The organism is Sphingomonas sp. Sph1(2015) (assembly GCF_001970915.1).
Classification (GTDB): domain Bacteria; phylum Pseudomonadota; class Alphaproteobacteria; order Sphingomonadales; family Sphingomonadaceae; genus Sphingomonas; species Sphingomonas parapaucimobilis.
This window is the reverse complement of sequence record NZ_MQUI01000006.1, coordinates 32,097-54,267: the sequence shown is the minus strand read 5'-3', so window position 1 is coordinate 54,267 and position 22,171 is coordinate 32,097. Positions and strand designations below refer to the sequence as shown.

The window sequence follows — 22,171 nt, the reverse complement described above, 5'->3', positions numbered from 1 at the left end:
TATGGCCGATCCGGGGGCAAGCCTGACGGCCGCCGTCTCGCTTTAGGTCGCGATCCGCCATAAGGGGCATCGCTTCGGCTGACCATACGGCCGCACGAGGGAAGAATGATGGACTATCAGGGGGCCGCGCCAAGCATTGCGGTGCTGTTGCCATGCTATAACGAGGAAGCGGCGATCGCTCAGACGATCGCGGGCTTCCGCGAGGCGCTGCCGACTGCGACCATCTATGTCTATGACAATAACAGCAAGGACCGCACGGTCGAGGTCGCGCGGGCGGCGGGGGCCGTCGTCCGGTCGGAGCGTATCCAGGGCAAGGGCGCGGTGGTGCGGCGCATGTTCGCCGATATCGACGCCGATATCTATGTTATGGCGGACGGCGACGCGACCTATGACGCCGCCTCCGCCCCCGATCTGGTCGCGCGCATGGTCGACGAGCAGCTCGACATGGTTGTCGGCCAGCGGGTGAGCGAGGCCGAACTCGCCTATCGCCGCGGGCACCGCTTCGGCAATGCGATGCTGACCGGCATGCTCGCCAAGCTGTTCGGGCGGAGTTTTACCGATATCCTGTCGGGCTACCGCGTATTTTCACGCCGCTTCGTCAAGAGCTTCCCGGTTCTGTCGGTCGGCTTCGAGATCGAGACCGAGATCAGCGTCCATGCGCTGGAGCTGAAGATGCCCTGCGCTGAAATCGCCACGCCTTATTATGCACGGCCAGAGGGCTCGGCGTCGAAGCTGTCCACCTATTCGGACGGCTGGCGCATCCTGCGCACCATCCTGAAACTGTACCGGATCGAGCGGCCGATGTGGTTCTTCGGCGCGGTCGCAGGGCTTTTCGCCGCGCTCGCCATCCTGCTCGCCGTGCCGCTGATCCTGACCTATCTCGACACGCATCAGGTGCCACGCTTCCCGACCGCGATCCTGTCGACGGGGCTGATGCTGCTCGCTGCGCTCAACGTCTTTACCGGGCTGATCCTCGATACGGTGGTGCGCGGACGGCAGGAGGTGCGGCGGCTGGCCTATCTGGCGCTGCCCGCGCCGGGGAACCCGCGCTAATCCGATTTTCACGCCTGAAAGCCATAAACGCTGCACGGCAGCATCCTTGGAGGCTGCCGGGGCTTGAATATGCGCGGGCATCACGCGACATAGGGGCTCTTCTGGGCATAAGAGAGATTTCCATGCACAATCCGTTCGAGACCGGCGATTTCGCGAGCCCGCTGGCTATGGCTGGCGTCGGGCTGCGGCAGACGCAGGCCGGGCTGGTTCCGATCGTCATCGAACAATCGAACCGCGGCGAACGGTCGTTCGATATCTTCAGCCGCCTGCTTCGCGAGCGCATCATCTTCGTCACCGGCGGTGTCGAGGACGGCATGGCCTCGCTGATCTGCGCGCAGCTGCTGTTCCTTGAGTCGGAAAATCCGAAGAAGGACATCTACATGTACATCAACTCGCCGGGCGGTGTCGTCACGGCGGGCATGGCGATCCATGACACGATGCAGTATATCCGGCCGCGCGTCGGCACGCTGTGCATCGGCCAGGCCGCCTCGATGGGCAGCTTCCTGCTGTCGGCGGGTGAGCCGGGCATGCGCGTCGCAACCACGAACAGCCGCATCATGATCCACCAGCCCTCGGGCGGGGCGCAGGGCATGGCGGCCGATATCGAGATCCAGGCGCGCGAAATCCTGCGCATGCGGCACTTCCTGAACACGCTGTACGCCAAGTACACCGGCAAGCCGCTGGAAGAGATTGAGCGCGCGATGGACCGCGACAAGTTCATGAGCGCCGAGGAAGCCAAGGAATTCGGCCTGATCGACCAGGTGTTCGACAAGCGTCCGACCCCGGCCGACGACGCAACGGCCGCCGCATAAGGCGGATCGTTCACCGTGAACGGTTTATTTCGATTGTGACTTTATAGGGGTGCGGTACGATGCGCACCCCGGCAACGGTAGCGCACCGCTTCAATGGTGCGAGAGGTGATTGATGGACAAGGTGAGCGGTGGCAACTCGAAAAGCACCCTCTATTGCTCGTTCTGCGGCAAGTCGCAGCACGAGGTGCGCAAGCTGATCGCGGGGCCGACCGTCTTCATTTGCGACGAGTGCGTGGAGCTGTGCAACGACATCATCCGGGAGGAGACCAAGTCCGCGCTGGTTTCCAAGAAGGATGGTGGCGTGCCGACGCCGCAGGAAATCTGCAACGTGCTCGACGACTATGTCATCGGGCAGAAGCAGGCCAAGCGTGTCCTGTCGGTCGCGGTGCATAACCATTACAAGCGTCTGAACCATGGCGCGAAGGGTGCCGACGTCGAACTCGCCAAGTCGAATATCCTGCTCGTCGGGCCGACCGGCTGCGGCAAGACGCTGCTGGCGCAGACGCTGGCGCGCATCCTCGACGTGCCATTCACCATGGCGGACGCGACGACGCTGACCGAGGCCGGTTATGTCGGCGAGGATGTCGAGAACATCATCCTGAAGCTGCTCCAGGCGTCGGACTATAATGTCGAGCGGGCGCAGCGCGGCATCGTCTATATCGACGAGATCGACAAGATCAGCCGCAAGGCCGAGAATCCCTCGATCACCCGCGACGTGTCGGGCGAGGGCGTTCAGCAGGCGCTCCTGAAGCTGATGGAAGGTACCACCGCCAGCGTTCCGCCGCAGGGTGGCCGCAAGCATCCGCAGCAGGAATTCCTGCAGGTCGACACGACGAACATCCTGTTCATCTGCGGCGGCGCGTTTGCGGGTCTGGAAAAGATCATCGGCGACCGTCTGCAGGGCAAGTCGATCGGCTTCGGTGCCTATGTCGCCGCGCCGGAGGAAAAGCGCACGGGTGAATATCTGCGCCAGACCGAGCCGGAGGATCTGCTCAAGTTCGGCCTGATTCCCGAATTCGTCGGCCGTCTGCCGGTCATCGCGACGCTGGAAGACCTCGACATCGCGGCGCTGGTGAAAATCCTGTCCGAGCCGAAGAACGCGCTGGTCAAACAGTATCAGAAGCTGTTCGAGATGGAGAATGTCGAACTCGACTTCACCGACGATGCGCTGACCACGGTCGCCAAGAAGGCGATCGAGCGCAAGACCGGTGCACGCGGGCTTCGCTCGATCCTGGAGGGCATATTGCTCGACACCATGTTCGACCTGCCCGGCATGGACGGCGTCGACGAGGTGATGGTCGACAAGGACGTGGTCGAGGGCCGCAAGGAACCGATCCGCGTCTATGCCGAAAAGGCCAAGAAGACGGACGGCGCGGCGGCCTGATCGGCTTCGCGACGTTGTGAATGGATGGCGGGCGCTTCCCCTTGGGAGGCGCCCGTTTCTACATGAGGAATGCGATGGTGACGATCCGTGAGGCGGGGGCGGCCGACCGTGCGGCGGTGGCGACGATGCTGGGCCGCGCCTTTGCCGACGATCCGGCCATGTCCTACATCTTCCCCGATGACGCCGACCGGGCGAAACGGCTGCCGCGCCTGTTCGCGCTGCTGTTCGACAGCGATGCGACAGGAATGCGGCTGGTCAGCCAGGATGCCGATGCCGGGACCTTCTGGCGGTCGCCGGGACAGGCGCATGTGCCTATGGCAGCTTATATCCGGCGGCTGATCCCGGTATTGCATGCCCTGGGGGCGTCGCTGCCGCGCGCCATGCGACTCGGCGATGCGATCAAGGCGCAGTTTCCGAACAAACCCTTCTGGTATCTGCACATTGCCGGTGTCGATCCGGCGCGGCAGGGGCGCGGGCTGGGCGGCGCGTCGATCATCCGGGCGGGGCTGGCCCGGTGCGATGCGGACGCTATGCCCGCCTATCTGGAGACGGCGACCGAGGGCAATGTCGGGCTTTATGCGCGGCTGGGGTTCGAACTGACCGGCGAATGGTCGGTGCCCGGCGGCGGTCCGCGCTTCTGGTCGATGATCCGGCCGGTCGGCGGCTGATCCTCCCCGGTACGGGGAGGGGGGACCATCGCATAGCGATGGTGGAGGGGGCGTGCGGCTGGGAATGTCCTATGAGGCAAGCCCCCCTCCGTCAGCGCTCAAGCGCTGCCACCTCCCCGTGCCGGGGAGGATATTGGCTTCATCCCACGCGTTGCCGCTCCGAACAGGAGACGCAGCGATGAAGCCCCATATGATCTGTCACATGATTTGCAGCCTGGACGGGCGTATCCTGCAAAGCCGTTGGCGGCCCGAGAGCTACAAGCCCGGCGATCTGTTCGAGGATCTGCACGACCGGATCGGCGGGGACGCCTGGATCGTCGGGCGCGTGACCGGGCAGGAATTCGCCAAGGGCGATCGCTATCCCGAAACGGAAGAAACCTTCCCGCGCGAAAACTGGTTCGCGCGTCGTGAGGCCGACGCATTCGGCGTTGTGCTGGACGAGCAGGGCAAGATCGCCTGGGGCCGGGGCGATATCGGCGGCGATCCGATCGTCGTCGTTCTGGCCGAGGCGGTGTCGGACTCGCATCTTGCCGGTCTTCGGAGCGATGGCGTGTCCTATATCTTTGCCGGACCGGACGCGATCGACCTGCGCGTCGTACCCGAAATCCTGAATCGCGAGCTGGGCGTCGAGACGCTCCTGGTCGAAGGCGGCGGCACGGCCAATGGCGAATTCCTGCGCGCCGGCTTGATCGATGAGATCAGCATGGCGCTCTGCCCCGCGATCGACGATGCAGCGGGCGCGCCCAGCCTGTTTCATTCGGGCGAGGAGGATGCGGACAGGGCTGCGCCCCTGACCGGGCTGATCCTGACGCATCACGAGGTGCTGGCGGGTGGCGAGCTTTGGCTCCGGTATCGGGTGGAGAACGAGGCGGGCTAAGCCACCTCTTGTTCTCACCCCTACTGCCACCGCCAGCGGGGGAGGGGGCGGGTGGTTATTCCCCGTTCGCAACGAATTTGAGCGCTTCGGGAGCCAACAGGGCGTTTGGCGCATTGGCATGACAGGGATGTCATCATTCCATGTCATGACAAGGAAACCAGACCAGCCATGAGCGACACCGACGCCATCGTGACCGCCGGACAGAAGCGCGCGCTGCTCCAGCGCCTGTTGATGCCGTGGTGGACCCTGGTGTTCCCGATCCTGGGGCTGCTCGCCATCGCGGTATCGCTCTACGGGATGGGCACGGCCGGAGTCGTGGCGGCGGCGATCATCCTGTTCGGCTGCGTATTGTCGGCGGTGCATCAGGCGGAGGTCGTCGCCCACCGGGTCGGCGAGCCCTTCGGCACATTGGTCCTGGCGGTTGCGGTCACGGTGATCGAGGTGTCGCTGATCGTCAGCCTGATGCTGTCCGACGCGGGCGACGCCTCGAGTCTCGCGCGTGACACGGTGTTCGCGGCGATCATGATCATCCTGAACGGTATCGTCGGGCTGTGCCTGCTGGCCGGGGGATTCCAGCATGGCGAACAGCGCTTTTCACTGCGGGGTGCGAGTTCGTCGCTCAATGTGCTGACCGCGATGGTGGTGCTGTCGCTGGTACTGCCCAATTACGTCTCGTCCGCACCGGGGCCGACCTATGCGACGTCGCAGCTGATCTTCGTCGCGATCGTCAGCGTCATCCTCTACGGCACGTTCGTCATGGTGCAGACGGTGCGCCACCGCGACTATTTCCTGCCCGCCGATGAGGATATGCCCGCCGACGCCCATGCAGAGCCGCCGAGCAATGCGGCGGCCTGGGCGGCGCTGGGGATGCTGCTGGTCGCGCTGGTCGGGGTGGTGTTGCTGGCCAAGGGGCTGTCGGGGATCGTCGAGGCGGCGATCCTGGGGGCGGGGTTGCCGCTCGCGATCGTCGGGGTGGTGATCGCCGCGCTGGTCCTCGCGCCGGAGAGCCTGGCGGCGTACCGCGCGGCCAAGCGCAACCGGCTCCAGACCAGCCTCAACCTCGCACTCGGCTCGGCGCTCGCGACGATCGGGCTGACCATTCCGGCGGTGGCGATCGTGTCGCTGATGCTCGGCCTGCCGCTGGCGCTGGGGATCGGGGCCAAGCAGATGATCCTGCTGGTCCTGTCGCTGTTCACCATCACGCTGACGCTCGGCAATGGCCGGACGACCGTGCTGGGCGGCGCGGTCCATCTGGTGATCTTCGCCGCGTACCTGTTCGTGACGGTGGTGCCGTAAGACCTCGCTCCGTTCGGCAGATACCGGTTATCCGGACCCCACCCTCCGTTCAGCCTGAGCGAAGTCGAAGGCCACGAGATGAACGCCGCCAAGACCAGTGGTCTGGGCGTGCACTTCGACTTCGCTCAGTGCGAACGGAGGTAGGGAATGGGATGGCCGTTAATTGGGCTTCTTCTTCGCCATCTGCTCCGCTTTCCACGCCCGGAACTGTTCGATCGCCACCGAGCGCTTCAGCACCTTCGCCCAGGGGTCGATGACCACATGCGCATCGGCCGGAGCAGTCAGCGTGCCCGATCCGTCGGTCATCGGCAGGGTCTCGATCTTATCGCCCACCTGCACCTCGACCGGCAGCGGGAAGGGGCCGCCGCCCGGCACCTTCCATGTCAGGGTCAGCTGGTCGCCGACCCGCGTCTCGACGATCTCGGGCAGCGCCGCCTGGCGCAGATAGACGTTGAAGAACCAGCCATAATCCTTGCCCGTGACCTGTCGGACGAACCCCTCATATTCTTTCGTCGAGCCATAACGGGGCGCGAAATTGCCCGGCTTCGGATCGGTACGGCCATAGACCGCCAGCCGCGTCACGTCCCAGAACGCCTTGTCTCCGATCAGATTGCGCAGGGTGTGGAGCATCCACGACCCCTTCATATAGATGTCCAGGCCGGGGCCGCCCTTGGCCTCTTCATAGACATCCTGCTCGGTCATGCTGCGGTCGTGGACGATGGGGGCCTTGTTGGCGATCTGCCCGCGCTGCGCGTCCATCATCACCGCGTAGCGGGCCTCGCCCTCGCGCCAGCGGCCGTAGCTGGGCTGCATATAGCTGCCATAGCCTTCGTGCAGCCAGAAATCGTCCCAGTCGACATTGGTCAGCTGGTTGCCGAACCATTCATGGCTGAACTCATGCTGGAACAGCCAGTCGAACCCTTCCGGTGCCTTGGCGTACTCATTGCCGTACGCGTTGATCGTCTGGTGCTCCATGCCCTTGTGCGGGGTTTCGACCACGCCCAGCTTCTCGTCGCCGAAGGGGAAGGGGCCGACCGTCGATTCGAAGAAGTCCAGCGTCGGCGCGAACTCGGCGAACAGGCCTTCCGCCTTTTCCTTCTCGCCGGGCAGATACCAGTAGAACATCGGGATCGTGTTGCCGAAGCGGCTCTTATACTTGCCCTCGACCACCTCATAGGGGCCGACGTTCAGCGCGATGGCATAGGTGTTGGGATGCTTGGTCCGCCAGTTCCAGCGGGTGCGCCCGTCGGGCAGTGTATCGACACCCAGCAGCACGCCGTTGGAGGGGGCCTTCAACCCCTTGGGGACCGTGATGTGCAGCGTCACCACCCCCGGCTCGCCCATCGGATAGTCGAGGCACGGCCAGAACAGGTCGCAGCCATAGCCTTGCGTCGTGGTCGCGAACCAGGGACGGCCGTCCGGCGTCCTGGCCCAGACGACGCCGGTATCCCAGGGCGCACGCACCGCGACATGCGGCGTGCCGCCATAGGTGATCTTCGCGCTCACCTTTTGCCCGGCCTTGAGCGGGCGGGGCAGGGTGATGACCAGCTGCCCTTGCGGATTGCTCCACCGTGCGGGCGACAGCGGCTTGCCGTCGATCGCGATCGCCTTGACCGGCAGGTTCTTGTCGAGATCGATCACCAGCCGTGCCAGCGGCGCCGTTGCGGTAAAGTCCAGCACCGCGATGCCGTTCAACTCCCGTGTATCGGGCAGCACCTCGAACGACAGGTCGGCGCGGTCGAAGCGGACGGCGCGCTGTTCGGGCGGACGCACCCCCCCGGAGATCATGGTCTGCGCGGTCAGCGGCGGCTCACCCTTGCCCGGAAGCGCCTTGGCCGTCTGGGCAATGGCCGGGGCGGCGCAGAGAAACGAAGAGGCGAGCAGCGCGAGTGCGGCGTTCGGTATACGATCCATGGCCCATGGTTTCGCCCAAGCGCTGCGGCTTGGCAAGCCGTGCCGCAGCGTCTTGTCGCAGCGGGAATTGATGGATCGGCAACCCTCCCCATATATAGAGGCGAAGAGGCCCCGGTCGGGGCCGACCGGAGTTTGCATGAACCAGACCTATCCCGTCCTCCCGCTGCGTGACATCGTCGTCTTCCCGCACATGATCGTGCCCCTGTTCGTCGGCCGCGACAAATCGGTCGCGGCACTGGAAGCGGCGATGGCGGCGGACAAGGAAATCTTCCTGGTCGCCCAGCTCGATCCCGCCGAGGACGATCCCTCGCGCGAGGACCTGTACGAGATCGGCGTGACCGCCAGCGTCCTGCAACTGCTCAAGCTGCCCGACGGCACCGTCCGCGTGCTGGTCGAGGGCAAGACGCGCGGCCGCCTGGTCGAACTGGACGAGTCGGGTCCCCACCTGACCTCCACCATCGACACGACCGTGGTCGAGGCGGACGAAACCGCGCTCGAAGAGCAGGAGCATGACGTCAAGGCGCAGGTCGCGGCGCTGATGCGCTCGGTGGTCGACCAGTTCGAGAATTACGCGAAGCTCAACCGCAAGCTGCCCGCCGAGACCGCGGTGCAGCTGGCCGAGATCGAGGACGCCTCGCAGCTGGCCGATGCGGTTGCCGCCAACATCTCGGTCAAGGTGGCAGACAAGCAGGCGCTTTTGGTGGAAACCGATCCGGCCAAGCGGCTGGAGATGGCCTATGCCCTGATGGAAGGCGAACTCGGCGTCCTGCAGGTCGAGAAGAAGATCAAGAGCCGCGTCAAGCGCCAGATGGAGAAGACGCAGCGCGAATATTATCTCAACGAGCAGCTCAAGGCGATCCAGCGCGAGCTGGGCAATGAGAGCGAGGACGGCGACGGCGACGAGATCGCCGAGCTGACCCAGAAGATCGCGACGCTCAAGCTGTCCAAGGAAGCGCGCACCAAGGCGACTGCCGAGCTGAAGAAGCTGAAGACCATGGCGCCGATGAGCGCCGAGGCGACGGTGGTGCGCAACTACCTAGACGTGCTGCTGGGCCTGCCCTGGGGCAAGAAGTCCAAGGTCAAGAAGGACATCGCCGCCGCGCAGGCGATCCTCGATCAGGATCATTATGCGCTGGAGAAGGTGAAGGACCGGATCGTCGAATATCTCGGCGTCCAGGCGCGCACCAACAAGTTGAAGGGGCCGATCCTGTGCCTCGTCGGCCCGCCGGGCGTCGGCAAGACCTCGCTGGGCCAGTCGATCGCCAAGGCGTGCGGGCGCGAGTTCATTCGCCAGAGCTTGGGCGGCGTGCGTGACGAGGCCGAGATTCGTGGCCATCGTCGTACCTATATCGGCTCGCTGCCGGGCAAGATCGTGACCAACCTGAAAAAGGCCGGCACGTCCAATCCGCTGTTCCTGCTCGATGAGATCGACAAGCTGGGTCAGGATTTCCGGGGTGACCCTGCCTCGGCGCTGCTGGAGGTGCTCGACCCCGAGCAGAACGCCAAGTTCAACGATCACTATCTGGAGATCGATATCGATCTGTCGGACGTGATGTTCGTGTGTACCGCAAACACGCTGAACCTGCCGCAGCCGCTGCTCGACCGCATGGAGATCATCCGTCTGGAGGGTTATACCGAGGACGAGAAAGTCGAGATCGCCGAGCGTCATCTGGTCGCCAAGCAGGTCGAGACGCATGGCCTGAAGGACGGCGAGTTCACGCTGACCCAGGAAGGCCTGCGCGCCCTGATCCAGCGCTACACCCGTGAGGCGGGCGTGCGGACGCTGGAGCGGGAAATCGCGCGTCTCGCTCGCAAGGCGCTGCGCCAGATCCTGGAGGGCAAGGCGACGTCGGTGACGATCACGCCGGAAAACCTGCACGAGTTCGCGGGCGTCCAGAAATATCGCCACGGCCTGTCCGAGCAGGAGGACCAGATCGGCGCGGTCACGGGTCTGGCATGGACCGAGGTGGGTGGCGAACTGCTGACCATCGAATCGGTGACGGTGCCGGGCAAGGGGCAGGTGAAGACGACCGGCAAGCTGGGCGATGTGATGAAGGAATCGGTCCAGGCCGCCTTCAGCTTCGTCCAGGCGCGCAGCCCGAGCTTCGGGATCAAGCCGTCGCTGTTCCACCGCAAGGACATCCATATCCACCTGCCCGAGGGTGCGGTGCCCAAGGATGGTCCGTCGGCGGGTATCGGCCTAGTCACCTCGATCGTGTCGACGCTGACCGGCATCGCGGTGCGCAAGGATGTGGCGATGACCGGCGAGGTCACGCTGCGTGGACGCGTGCTGCCGATCGGCGGACTGAAGGAAAAGCTGCTCGCGGCGCTGCGCGGTGGCATCACCACCGTGCTCATCCCGCAGGAGAATGAGAAGGATCTGGCGGACATTCCCGGCAACATTCTCAACGGGCTGAAGATCGTGCCGGTCGCGCATGTCGATGAGGTGCTTCGCCTGGCGCTGGTCGAGCCGCTGGAGGCGATCGACTGGACCGATGCGGACGAGCTGGCGGCGCTGCCGCCCGCTGCGATCCCGGCGGTGGGCGGCGAACGCCACCACTGATCGTCACAAGGACAGGGCCGCCGGTCGAAGGATCGGCGGCCTTTTTCAAACGATGTCATGATGATGACATGTGCTTCTGTTTGCGCCATGCTTCGCTTTGGGTAAGGATGGGGGATAAGGGCGGGGTTTGACAGCACCGCCTGCCGCGTCATTATCGTTGCTTTAATATTTGGGCGGCACCGAGTCCCGTGTCGTTTTCTCGATGAAATCATAGGGGGTTATGGAATGAACAAGCAGGAGCTGATCGCTACCGTCGCCGACTCCTCGGGCCTGGCCCGCGGCGATGCGGTCAAGGCGGTCGATGCCGTGTTTGAGTCGATCACCGCGGCCCTGAAGAAGGGCGACGAAGTCCGCCTCGTCGGCTTCGGGACTTTCTCGGTTTCCAAGCGCAAGGCCTCGACCGGCCGCAACCCGCGCACCGGCGAGCCGATGACCATCAAGGCCTCGTCGCAGCCCAAGTTCAAGCCGGGCAAGCTGTTGAAGGACTCGGTCAACTAATCCGAAATTTTGGGCTGGACAGGCGGCGGATCGCCGCCTAAAGGCCCGTCTCCCGGTTACGGGCGCGTAGCTCAGCGGTAGAGCACACCCTTCACACGGGTGGGGTCACAGGTTCAATCCCTGTCGCGCCCACCATTCTTTCCCAGGACCCGAACGTCCGGAAGGAATGGTGATCAGCCTGATCGGCCAGCCCTTTTTCCTTCTGGCGGCCATTGGGCAATATGATGCCGAATGCCTGACAATCCGACCTTTCCTTGGCAGCCTTGCCCTATGCTTGCGGCCAAGGGAAGTTGCTGGCCGACGCGATAGGCCATGGCGGGCGCGGCCCAGTGGTTGATGCCTGGTAATTGATGCCCAGGGTCGCGGCGCCCTCACCCGTTTGTGCGGCAGGTCCGGCCAGCGGAGCGTCATGCCGAACAGGAAGCGCAACATCAACGCGCTCATCGCCGCAAACATCTCGCGGGAACCGACGTCCATGCTGCGCAAAATGGCAGGGTTTCGAGCAGCGAGATCGGATCGATCATCTCTTTTGGTGCGCCGTCCACCAGCTTGCGACGCCGCCTGGACGGACGCTCGAAATGGAGCGCGGCAAGTGCCTTTGCCCCCGACGCCCCCCGCATGGGCAGCGACGGACCCATGACCGGGGCGTGGTTCGCAGCCCGTATCGCTCCGACGCTCAAACCCGGCGATGTCGTGATCCTCGACAAGCTGCCCGCCCACAGGAGCGCCGCCGCCCGCCAGACGGTCGAGGCCAGTGCGCCGGCTCAGGCGGGAACCGCTTCACGCCATACAGGGCGGCGGCGACGTTCGACCCACGCATAGAGGCTGGGCAGCAGCACCAGCGTCAGGATCGTCGAGGTGATGATTCCGCCGATCACCACGGTGGCCAGCGGCCGTTGCACCTCCGCACCCTGGCCGGTGGCGATCGCCATGGGGATGAAGCCGACCGACGCCACCAGCGCGGTCGAAAGGACGGGGCGCAGCCGGTCGTGCGCGCCGCGCCGCACTGCGTCCTCGGCTGGCAGGGGATCGCACTCGCGCCCGTCGCGAAGCGCGTTGATATGGTCGATCAGTACCAGCCCGTTGAGCATCGCGATGCCCGACAGCGCGATGAAGCCGATCGCCGCGGTGATCGAAAAGGGCATGCCGCGCAACCATAGCGCCAGCACGCCGCCCGTCACCGCGAACGGAATGCCGGTATAGACGATCGCCGCCTCGCGCACGCTGCCCAGTGCGGCATAGACCAGTGCGAAGATCAGGATCAGCGCGGCGGGCACCACGATCGACAGGCGCTTCTGTGCGGCCTCCAGCTGGTGATACTGCCCACCGAATTCGATGCGATAGCCGGGGGGCAGCTTGACCTGCCCGTTGATCGCGGCCTGGGCGCGCTGGACATAGCCCGCCAGATCGCTGGTCGACAGATTGACCATCAGCGCGGCGCGGCGGTTGGTGTCGTCGTGCAGGATCGGCTCGACGATGCGGGTTTCCTTCAGCCGGGCGACGCGGGACAGCGGCACCATGCCATAGTCGCCGACCCGCAGCGGCAGCGCCATGATCGCCGCCGGATCGGCGCGCAGCGAATCGGGCATACGGATCACGATGGCGTGGCGCGCGGGGCCGTGCGGGATGAAGCCGACCTCGGCCCCCGCCAGCGCGTCGCGGATCGCGTCGTTGACCGCCTGCGCGCCCAGGTTCAGGCGGATCAGCGCGGCACGATCCAGCTCGACCACGATGCTCTTGGGCCGCCCCGCCGTCTCGAACTCGACGCCCTCGGTGCCGGGCAGCTTTTCCAGGATCGCCTTGGCTTGGGTCGCGGCGCGTTCCAGCACGTCGTAATCGTCGCCGTAAATCTTGACCGAGACGTCGGCGCGCACGCCCTCCAGCATCTCGTTGAAGCGCATTTCGATCGGCTGGGCGAATTCGAAATTCTGGCCCTTATAGACCTGGCGCGCGACCTTCTCGATCCCGGCGATCAGCTCCTGCTTGGTGGTCGGCATCCCGTCGCCGGTCGGCCAGTCCTTCACCGGCGTGTAGAAGATGTAGAGGTCGTTCTCGTTGGGCGGCATCGGGTCGGTCGCGACCTCGCTGGTGCCGATGCGCGAGAAGGTGTGGCTGACCTGCGGGAATTTGCGGCGGATGGCGCGCTCGGTCGCCTGCTCGATGGCCAGGCTCTGCTCCAGCGACATGCCGACCGGGCGATAGACCATCGCGGTGATCGCGCCTTCATCGAGCTGCGGCGTGAATTGCGAGCCGAGCGTCTTGAAGGCGAGGAACGCCGCCGCCAGCAGCATCAGCGCCCCGAGGACGAGGATCGCCGGGTGACGCAGCGAGCGTTCCAGCACCGGGGTATAGACCCGCTCGGCCACCGCCACGAAGCCCTTGGGCGCGTCCTCGCCATGTGGGCGGGCGGGTGCGCGCAACGCCCAGGCCGAGAGCATCGGCACGATGGTGAAGGTCCAGAGCAGCCCGGCGACGATCGCCAGCATCACCGCCTGCGCCATCGGCTGGAACAGCTTGCCCTCGACCCCGCCCAGGCTGAGCACGGGGACATAGACGAGCGCGATGATCGCGATGCCGAAAAAGGTCGGCCGTGCGACCATGCGGGCGGCATGGGCCACCGTGTCGCGGCGTTCGTCGGCGGTGAGGTCCTCGCCCTTCTCGGCGCGGCGCAGGGCGAGCAGGCGAAGGCTGTTCTCGACCACCACGATCGATCCGTCGACGATCAGCCCGAAGTCGAGCGCGCCCAGGCTCATCAGATTGCCCGACAGGCCGATGGCGTGCATCCCGCTGACCGTCACCAGAAAGGCGAGCGGGATGACCAGCGCGACGATCAGCGCGGCGCGCCAGTTGCCCATCACGAACAGCAGGACGATCGCGACCAGCAGCGCGCCTTCGCCGAGATTGCGCTCGACGGTATGGATCGTCTGATCGACCAGATCGGCGCGGCTATATTGCCGGTCGATCACCATGCCCTTGGGCAGCGCGGCGGCAATGCCGGGCAGGGCTTCCTGCACGCGCAAGGCGGTCTCGCGGCTGTTCTGCCCGACCAGCATCATGACCGTGCCCAGCACCGTCTCGCGGCCATTCTGGGTCGCGGCCCCCTGACGCGGCGCGGCGCCGGTGACGACGCGCGCGAGGTCGCGGACCTGCAGCGGCAGGACGCCGCCGGCGAACTTGACCGGGATGGCGGCGATCTGCTCAGCGGTCATCACGCGGGCATCGGTGCGCACGGTGAAGCGTTCCGCCCCGCGCCGGATGATGCCGCCGCCCGCATTCTCGACATTCCGGGCGACCGCCGCGGCCAGCTCGCCCGCGGTGACGCCGTGCAACGTCAGCCGGACCGGATCGGGCTCGACGACATATTGCTCCTCCAGCCCGCCATTGGAATTGACGTCGGCGACCCCCGCCACGGCGCGTAGCATCGGCCGCACGGTATATTCCTGCGCCTCGTACAGCGCCATCAGCTGGGCTTGCGGGTTCAGCCCCGGCGGCGGCTTTCGCCATTCTAGCGTATAGTAGAAGATCTCGCCCAGCCCGGTGGTGATCGGCGCCAGCTGCGGCGTGCTGCCCGCGGGCAACTGGTCACGCACCGCCGCCAGCCGCTCGGTGACGAGCTGGCGCGCCTTCAGCTGGTCGGTGCCGTCCTTGTAGAGAAGCGTCACCTGGCTCAGCCCGGTCTTGGTCAGCGAGCGGGTCTGGTCCAGCCCCGGCTGGCCGCCCATGGCGCGTTCGATGGGCAGGGTCACCAGTCGCTCGATCTCCTCGGGCGCCAGCGCCGGGACCGTGGTGTTGATCTGCACCTGAACCCCGGTGATGTCGGGGATGGCGTCGATCTGGAGACTGGCGAAGGACCACAGCCCGATCGCCGCGATCAGTGCGGCGACCAGCGCGACGCCCAGCCGGTGGCGGGTGACGAGATCGAGCCAGCGCTTCATCGGGCGAGCGCCGCCCCGCCGTTGAGCGCGCGGAGCTGGAGCAATGCCTCCAGCGCCTCGCGCCGCGTGTCGAGCACGGCGTTCACCGCCTCGACATAGGATTGCTGAATCTGGGTATAGGTGGTCAGCGGGATCGCGCCGAGGCGATAGTTGCGGTCGGCGTCGGCGGCGGCCTGCGCGAAACGCTGCGGCGAGTTGGCATCCCATTTGGCCAGCACCTCGCGCTTGGCCTCATATTGCGCGGCCTGGTCGAACACCTCGCGCGCGATCCGGCGCTCGGCGTTGATCAGGGTCGCATTGGCCTGGGCCTGCTTGCCTTGTTCGACCGCGACATCGCCCGCCTGGCGGTTCCATAGCGGGATGGTGGTGGACATGCGGACGCCGTAATTCGTCTCCCGAATGTCCGAGCGGGCGCGGTCATAATAGGGGCCGACGCTGACCGTCGGGATACGCGCCTTGCGGGCGAGGTCGACGCGAAGCCCCTGCTGGGCGAATTGCGCGCGAAGCGCCTTCAGCTCGAAATTATTTTCGCTCGCCCGGTCGGCCAGTATCTGGCCCGAGGGGAGGGCGGGCAGCGCCATGTCGGGCCGCACGACACGGATGCGCGCGGCAAAGGGCGCGCCGCGAAGCTGGTTGAGTTCGTAGAGGATCGAATTGGCCTCGGCATCGGCGGCGGCGGCGGTCCGCTCGGCGCTGATCGCGCTGGCCTGGAGCGAGGCGGCCTCCAGCTGCGGCGAGGGTCCGGCCGGATCGCGCGCGACGATCACACGGGCCAGCGTCCGCATCCGCCCGGCGACCTCGCGCGCGGCGGCCGCCTTCTCGTCCGCCGCGAACAGGCCGTAGCCGAGCGAACGGGCGCGCGCGGCCAGCGTTGCGTCGAATTGCTGCAACCCTATTCGCGCCAGCCCGACCTGCCCGTCGGCGATCGCGCGGCGCAGCGCGATGCGCCCGCCGAACTCGATCGGCTGCACGACCGACACGGCATAGGTCAGCCCCTCGCCGGTGACCGCGCCGCTGGTCCGGTCCTGCGCGCGCCGCTGGCCGAACTCGACCACCGCTTCGGGGTCGGCCCAGCGGCCCGCCGCCTCGCGCTCGACGCCCGCCGTCTCGATCTGGCGCTGGTAGAATTGGCGCTCGGGATTGCCCGCGATGACGTTCTGGACCAGCGCGTCCAGCGTCATCGCCTGCTGCTGCGCCGTTGCGGGCGCGGCCACAACCATCGCCGCCAGTCCTGCCAAAGCCGTGATCCGCATGTCATCCCCTGCGCGGTATTCGATGATGCAGCGCTAGACGCGTTTCCCGCACGCCGTCGACTAAATAGCGATTTAGAGATGGGTGATGCCGGTGCTCCCCATCATCGATGGCTCTTTGCTTGTAATGACTATCAATACTAAATCGTAATTTCATTGACGCTGCCGCGCCTCTGTTGCGATCACGCCGCCATGACGCGAATATTGGTGATCGAGGATGATGCAGGAACTGCGGCGGAGATCCGGCTGGAGCTGGTCGCCGCCGGGCATGAGGTTTGCCATGTCGGCAGCCTCACCTCGGCCGCCAGCCTTGTCGAGGAATTGGATTTCGACCTGTTGATCCTCGACCGGCAATTGCCCGATGGCGAGGGGCTGGATCTGCTGTCCGATCTGCGGGGGCGGGGGCGGCGCACGCCCGCCTTGGTGCTGAGCGCGCTCGGCAGCCTGGACGACCGGGTGCGCGGCCTGCGCGCGGGGGGCGACGATTATCTGCCCAAGCCGTTCGCGCTGGTCGAACTGATCGCGCGGGTCGAGGCGCTGCTGCGCCGCCCCAACGACACGCGCGAGACGCGGCTGATCGCGGGGCCGCTCGACCTCGACCTGCTGGCGGGCAGCGCCACCCGCGCCGGACGCGACCTGGAACTGTTGCCGCGCGAGTTGAAGCTGCTCGATTATATGGTGCGTCGACCGGGGCGGATCATCACCCGCTCGATGCTGCTCCAGGATGTCTGGGGTTATAGTTTCGAGCCCAATACCAATGTCGTCGACGTCCATATGGGCCGCCTGCGCCGCAAGGTGGACGGCGAGGGTGAGGCGCAGCTGATCCGCAACGTGCGGGGGCAGGGCTATGTCTTCGATCTTCCCCACTGATCCGCGCGCGCGGGCGACCTGGCGCTGGGGCAGCGCGCTGGCGGCGATGCTCGTCCTGCAATCGCTGGCGCTGGCGGCGGTGTTCTGGGTGCTGGTCGACGACAATCACCGGCGCGAGATCGAGCATCAGCTGAGCGACGACTGCACCTTCTTCCGCCTGACCCCGACGGAGGAGCGGCCCGAGGAACTGCGCGAGAAGCTGGACCGCGACCTGCACCGCGACCTGTTCCTGGCGCTGTTCGATGCGAACGGACGGCGGATCGCGGGCAATGTCGCGCGCCTGCCGCCCGGCCCGCCGCCCGCCGCCCCGTTCGTCGCCTCGATCGCGCCGACCGAACTGCCCGGCAAGCATAGTGACGAGGCGCGGGTCCAGCTATGCCCGATGGGCGACGGCACCCTCCTGCTGGTCGGCGTCGATCTGGACGATACGGAGGCTTCGATGCGGCTGGTCGGCCAGTCGCTGCTGGTCGGGCTGGTGCCGGGCATCCTGATGGCGCTGGTCTTCGGGCTGATCGCCGGGCGGCGCGCGGCGCGGCAGGTCGACGCGGTCCGCCGCCTGACCGAACGCATCCTGTCAGGCGATCTGTCGCAGCGTCTTCCCGTGCCGCGCGATCCCGACAGCTTCGGGCTGTTGTGCGCCGACATCAACCTGATGCTCCACCGGCTGCAATTGCTGGTCGCCGACATGCGCGGGATCGGCGACGATATCGCGCACCAGCTTCGCACGCCCCTGACGCGGCTGCGCGCACGGGTCGAGCGGGGGATGCGCGACGATATCGACCGCGCCGCCTTTGCCGCGACCGCCGAGGCGACGCTGGCCGATGTCGACAAGCTGCTGGGCATCATCGCCGCGCTGCTGCGCATCCGCGAGCTGGAGGATCATGCCCGCCGCAGCCGCTTCGCGCCCGTCGATCTGGCCCGGCTGGTCGAGGATGCTTGCGACCTGCACCACCCGACCGCCGAGGATCGCGGCATCACCCTGTCCTATGCCATCGAACCGGTGCCGCCGGTCGATGGCGATGCCAGCCTGTTGATCGAGGCGGTGTCCAACCTGATCGACAATGCGATGAAGTTCGGGCCGGTCGGCGGCGCGGTGCGCGTCACCCTGGGGATGCAGGGGCGCGACATCGTGCTGAGGGTCGCCGATGACGGTATCGGCGTGCCCCCGGCCGAGCGCGCGCTGGTGCTGCAACGCTTCTATCGTGGCCGCGCCGATCAACCGGGGGTCGGGTTGGGCCTGCCGCTGGTCAAGGCGATCGCCGATCTCCACGGCTTCGGCCTTGCCTTTGCGGCGCAGGGCAGTGCCGTTTCGATCATCTGCCCCGGCGCAGCAAAATAAACATAAATTTATAGAACCCTATGCCGAGGGTCGCGTTCACCGTCCGCCGACTGACGGCCTGAGCCGAACCCTATTTCCCCCGGCTGAGTCCCTTTATCGAAGGAACAGGAACGATGCGTTACGCTTCGCTCGCGCTGGTCGCGTGCCTCTTTGCCGCGCCCGCTTTCGCCCAGACCAACGACATCCAGACGGGCAACGGATTTCCGCAGAACAGCCTGTCCAGCCAGCCGCATGGCGGCCCGCAGGGCGAGGCGCAGCGTGCCTCGATCATGGCGCTCCAGCAAACGCTGATCGAACTCCAGCAGCTTCAGCTCCAGACGAAGCAGGCGCATTGGAACGTGTCGGGCACGCTGTTCTACCCGCTGCACGAGCTGTTGCAGGACCATCATGACGGCGTCGCCAAATATGCCGACGAGGTGGCCGAGCGGCTGCTCGCCATCGGCGCATCGGCCGATGGCCGCGCGAACACCATCGTCCGCACCAGCCGCGTCCCCGAGATGCCGGGCGGCTTCATCGACGATGCGCAGGTGATCGGCTGGTTCGCGGCCAACTACCGCGTGGTCAGCGACGAGATCGGCCAGGGCATCAAGGCCAGCGAGGATGGCGATCCCACGACCTCCAACCTGTTGCAGGAGGTCCAGCACGCCATCGACAAATATCAGTGGCAGATGCGCGCCATGGTCCAGCCGACACCGACCGACGCCAATAACGCTGCGGACCTGAACGGCGGCCGCCCGGTGCAGCCGATGGCCCGCACCGCGCCCGCACCGCGCTGATCGGCCAAGGGCTGCTCCCTCAGCGCCTGTTCCATGTCGGGGCGAGCCCTTTCCCGGCGGGAAGGGTTCGTCGCGACACGCCTCCATGATGTCGCCGCCATGGACCAAGCGGTTGCCGACAGCGAAAGCGGGCGGCGAGTATCTCGCCCCCCGCCCGTTGGTGGCGTCAGACCCGCTCCACCATCAATGCAATGCCGATGCACATGAAGGCGATGCCGCCCCGCCGCGACCATCTGGCGCACCGCCGGGTGCCAGTCGGCGAAGGCCGCCACCGCGGAGACGTTGACGTGACCGCCATCGCGCCATGCACTGCTTCCCCGAACGCTATGGCTGAATCCATAAGTTCGATGCCTCATAAGCGGTCTGGCCCGGCAATGCCGGTGGCGACCGAAGAGACAGCGAATGGCCCCAATCTGTTGCTGCTCATGCGCCCGTCTGGCTCCGACAACCAACCGGCCCTCGTTCCAGGGGCGAAGTTCATGAAGGACGGCGGCCAATTGCCGAAGGATCCATCGCTTATCGCCATTGTAGGAAGGGGGATGCCATGATGAACGGGAAGGCCTTGTCGCGCCTTCCCGTCCCCTGATCGTTACTGCGAGGTCTGAAGCGACGCTGCATCAAGGTCCACATCCAGCTCTCGCGACCAGATCCGGAGCGCACGGCACTGGCCGACGAAAGTCTTGGCATCTTTGGCGTTGGCCAAGGCGACGAAACCCTCGTCCCGTTCCATCATTCCGGCGGCGTTGAACAGGGCATTGGCGGCGTCGTTGTGGCCGATGAACTTGCAATGGGCAAAGGCATCGGTGACGAAGTCCTTGGCTGTCGCATCCCTGGCGAGCATGGCCACGCCCGTCTCGGATGGCAGGACCGCGACGGCATCGTAGAGCACCGAGGGGCCGCCATCGATCTTCTGCTTGGCGGCGACTTGCGTGCCGTCGTCGAGCGTCACCCCACCGATCTTGGGAGCGACGACTTCCCAAAGCGCGCCCTCCGCCTCGAGCGCCTTCGTCAGTGCGGCGAACAGATCGGCGCTGCTGCCGTCCGTCAGCAGGATGCCCATCTTGCGCCCCTTGAAGTCCTTGGGGCCGTTGGACAGGATGCTCAGCTTGGCCGAGGGTGGCAGGTCGAGCGTGGGCTTGGCTGCCTGGGCGGGCTCGGGCAGGTCGAGGCCGAGCCCGTCGGCGACCGTCGCGGCCAGCCCTTCGTCGATCAGGCGCAGATGCGAGACGGCGCGCGCGCGGATGTCGACCCGCTCGAGCTTGGACAGTTCGAACACCAGCGCATCGCCGATATGCTTCTGCTCGATGGGCTGCTGGCTGATGAAGAACTGCCGTGCCTGGCTGTAATGGTCGGCGAAGGTTTCGGCGCGGATACGCTGCTTGGTGCCCCGCACCTCGGCGGGGAAGCTGCGATAGCCGATGGTCGGGTTCTCGCGCGGACCGCCATCGGGACCCCAGCTGTTCGGTTCGTAATTGGCGCGCCCCTTGGGGTTGCGCATCGCCATATGGCCGTCCTGCTGGAAATTCATCACCGGACAGCGCGGCGCGTTGACCGGGATATGGGTGAAATTGGGTCCGCCCAGCCGCTTCAACTGCGTATCCAGATAGGAAAAGTTGCGGCCGTGCAGCAGCGGGTCGTCGGAAAAGTCGATGCCGGGGACGACATTCTGGGTGCAGAAGGCGACCTGTTCGGTGCTGGCGAAGAAATTGTCGACATTGCGGTTCAGGGTCAGCGTGCCGACGATACGGACGGGCACCTGTTCCTCGGGGATCAGCTTGGTCGCATCGAGATGGTCGAAGGGCAGGCTGTCGGCGGTTTCCTGGTCGAACAGCTGGACGCCCAGGTCCCATTGCGGAAAGTCACCGCCCTCGATCGCGGTCCACAGGTCGCGGCGGTGGAAATCGGGATCGGCGCCGTTGATCTTGACCGCCTCGTTCCACAACACCGATTGCAGGCCCTGGCGCGGTTTCCAGTGGAATTTGACGAAGGTCGACTTGCCCTCGGCATTGACCAGGCGGAAGCTGTGGACGCCGAATCCCTCCATGGTGCGGAAGGAGCGCGGAATGGTCCGGTCCGACATCTGCCACATGACCATATGCCATGCCTCCGGGCTTAAACTGGCAAAATCCCAGTAATTGTCATGCGCGGACTGGGCCTGGGGGAAAGCGCGGTCGGGTTCTTGCTTCACGGCATGGACCAGGTCGGGGAATTTGATCGCGTCCTGGATGAAGAACACCGGGATGTTGTTGCCGACAATGTCCCAATTGCCCTGTGTGGTATAGAATTTGACCGCGAAGCCACGCACGTCGCGCGCCAGGTCCATCGACCCCTTGTTGCCCGCCACCGTCGAGAAGCGGACGAACACCTCGGTCTGTTGGCCGACCGTGCTCAGCACATCGGCCTGGGTGTAGTCCGCCAGGCTGTCGGTCAGCTCGAACACGCCGTGCGCGCCATAGCCGCGGGCATGGACCACCCGCTCGGGGATGCGCTCATGGTCGAAGTGGAAGATCTTCTCGCGCAGGATGAAGTCTTCGAGCAGGGTCGGGCCGCGCTCGCCGACGCGCAGGCTGTTCTGGTTGTCCGCGACGGGAACACCCTGTTGGGTGGTCAGCGTCTGGGCCGTGTCGTCGGTGCTCTGGTGCGTTTCTCCCCCATGACCGCGGGACTCGGCATAATGGGTGGGCGTGTCCGATGCGGCAGGAAGGGCGGGGGCCTTGTCGGGTGTCTCGCCCTTTGTCGCGCCTGCGCGCGACTTGATCTTGTTGGCCATGATGATGCCTTTGCGTCCGTGAGGAATGTCAGCGTCTCAACGCATGGAAAGCACAATCGCCCTGCCGTTAAATGGTTGATATTGATCAAGTCTTATCCTGTCGGCCTGTCGTACACAGGCAGGGCCGATCCGCATCGGTCGAGACGCACGAAGCATGGGAGAAGGA

At 65.8% G+C, this 22,171-nt stretch carries 15 protein-coding genes and 1 tRNA gene; 12 read left to right on the top strand and 4 right to left on the bottom strand.

What is annotated here, in order from left to right; genetic code table 11:
- The first annotated feature begins 105 nt into the window (after nucleotides 1–105).
- The 6 genes from BSZ14_RS04185 to BSZ14_RS04160 all read left to right on the top strand — a co-directional run bounded on the left by BSZ14_RS04185 (nucleotide 106) and on the right by BSZ14_RS04160 (nucleotide 6,090).
- Entirely contained in the window at nucleotides 106–1,053 is a 948-nt protein-coding gene (locus BSZ14_RS04185; protein ID WP_445190533.1) for a glycosyltransferase family 2 protein, read from the top strand.
- Nucleotides 1,054–1,175: 122 nt separating this feature from the next.
- A complete protein-coding gene (gene clpP, locus BSZ14_RS04180; protein WP_076709940.1) occupies nucleotides 1,176–1,865 on the top strand; it encodes an ATP-dependent Clp endopeptidase proteolytic subunit ClpP in 690 nt (229 codons plus the stop codon).
- Between the two features lie 112 nt (nucleotides 1,866–1,977).
- A complete protein-coding gene (clpX, locus tag BSZ14_RS04175; RefSeq protein ID WP_042489865.1) occupies nucleotides 1,978–3,249 on the top strand; it encodes an ATP-dependent Clp protease ATP-binding subunit ClpX in 1,272 nt (423 codons plus the stop codon).
- A gap of 74 nt (nucleotides 3,250–3,323) precedes the next feature.
- Nucleotides 3,324–3,917, top strand: a complete 594-nt coding sequence (locus BSZ14_RS04170; protein WP_076709991.1) for a GNAT family N-acetyltransferase — start codon at nucleotides 3,324–3,326, stop codon at nucleotides 3,915–3,917.
- A 178-nt stretch (nucleotides 3,918–4,095) separates the two neighbouring features.
- Nucleotides 4,096–4,794, top strand: a complete 699-nt coding sequence (locus BSZ14_RS04165; RefSeq protein WP_076709939.1) for a dihydrofolate reductase family protein — start codon at nucleotides 4,096–4,098, stop codon at nucleotides 4,792–4,794.
- A gap of 168 nt (nucleotides 4,795–4,962) precedes the next feature.
- The gene (locus BSZ14_RS04160; RefSeq protein WP_042489860.1) at nucleotides 4,963–6,090 is read left to right on the top strand and encodes a calcium:proton antiporter; all 1,128 of its coding nucleotides are present in this window, start codon (nucleotides 4,963–4,965) and stop codon (nucleotides 6,088–6,090) included.
- Nucleotides 6,091–6,249: 159 nt separating this feature from the next.
- Here the strand turns inward: BSZ14_RS04160 and BSZ14_RS04155 are convergent, their stop codons facing one another.
- Complete coding sequence (locus tag BSZ14_RS04155) at nucleotides 6,250–8,004, bottom strand: M1 family metallopeptidase (RefSeq protein ID WP_241823627.1); 1,755 nt, start codon at nucleotides 8,002–8,004, stop codon at nucleotides 6,250–6,252.
- A gap of 136 nt (nucleotides 8,005–8,140) precedes the next feature.
- Between BSZ14_RS04155 and lon the strand changes: the two genes are divergently transcribed.
- From lon to BSZ14_RS04140, 3 genes are all read left to right on the top strand, one after another.
- Nucleotides 8,141–10,567 carry an endopeptidase La gene (gene lon / locus BSZ14_RS04150; protein ID WP_076709938.1) on the top strand — a complete coding sequence of 809 codons (2,427 nt, stop codon included), beginning with the start codon at nucleotides 8,141–8,143 and terminating at the stop codon, nucleotides 10,565–10,567.
- A 225-nt stretch (nucleotides 10,568–10,792) separates the two neighbouring features.
- Complete coding sequence (locus BSZ14_RS04145; RefSeq protein WP_042489856.1) at nucleotides 10,793–11,065, top strand: HU family DNA-binding protein; 273 nt, start codon at nucleotides 10,793–10,795, stop codon at nucleotides 11,063–11,065.
- A gap of 60 nt (nucleotides 11,066–11,125) precedes the next feature.
- Nucleotides 11,126–11,200: transfer RNA gene (locus tag BSZ14_RS04140), tRNA-Val, on the top strand.
- 629 nt (nucleotides 11,201–11,829) lie between these two features.
- Here the strand turns inward: BSZ14_RS04140 and BSZ14_RS04135 are convergent.
- Both BSZ14_RS04135 and BSZ14_RS04130 read right to left on the bottom strand, forming a co-directional pair.
- On the bottom strand, nucleotides 11,830–15,000 hold the full coding sequence (locus BSZ14_RS04135) for an efflux RND transporter permease subunit (protein ID WP_076709937.1): 3,171 nt from the start codon (nucleotides 14,998–15,000) through the stop codon (nucleotides 11,830–11,832).
- Nucleotides 14,997–16,253 carry a TolC family protein gene (locus BSZ14_RS04130; protein WP_076709936.1) on the bottom strand — a complete coding sequence of 419 codons (1,257 nt, stop codon included), beginning with the start codon at nucleotides 16,251–16,253 and terminating at the stop codon, nucleotides 14,997–14,999. The genes BSZ14_RS04135 and BSZ14_RS04130 overlap by 4 nt, the downstream gene beginning before the upstream one ends.
- Nucleotides 16,254–16,442: 189 nt before the next feature.
- On the opposite strand from BSZ14_RS04130, the gene BSZ14_RS04125 reads away from it, so the two are divergent.
- From BSZ14_RS04125 to BSZ14_RS04115, 3 genes are all read left to right on the top strand, one after another.
- Entirely contained in the window at nucleotides 16,443–17,120 is a 678-nt protein-coding gene (locus BSZ14_RS04125; protein ID WP_076709935.1) for a response regulator transcription factor, read from the top strand.
- Nucleotides 17,098–18,459, top strand: a complete 1,362-nt coding sequence (locus BSZ14_RS04120; RefSeq protein ID WP_076709934.1) for a sensor histidine kinase — start codon at nucleotides 17,098–17,100, stop codon at nucleotides 18,457–18,459. The genes BSZ14_RS04125 and BSZ14_RS04120 overlap by 23 nt, the downstream gene beginning before the upstream one ends.
- A 113-nt stretch (nucleotides 18,460–18,572) precedes the next feature.
- Nucleotides 18,573–19,235: a Dps family protein gene (locus tag BSZ14_RS04115; RefSeq protein ID WP_042489845.1), complete on the top strand. Its 663-nt coding sequence runs from the start codon at nucleotides 18,573–18,575 to the stop codon at nucleotides 19,233–19,235.
- A 589-nt stretch (nucleotides 19,236–19,824) separates the two neighbouring features.
- Here BSZ14_RS04115 and BSZ14_RS04105 read toward each other — a convergent pair.
- The gene (locus BSZ14_RS04105; protein WP_076709932.1) at nucleotides 19,825–22,005 is read right to left on the bottom strand and encodes a catalase; all 2,181 of its coding nucleotides are present in this window, start codon (nucleotides 22,003–22,005) and stop codon (nucleotides 19,825–19,827) included.
- Between the last annotated feature and the right edge of the window lie 166 nt (nucleotides 22,006–22,171).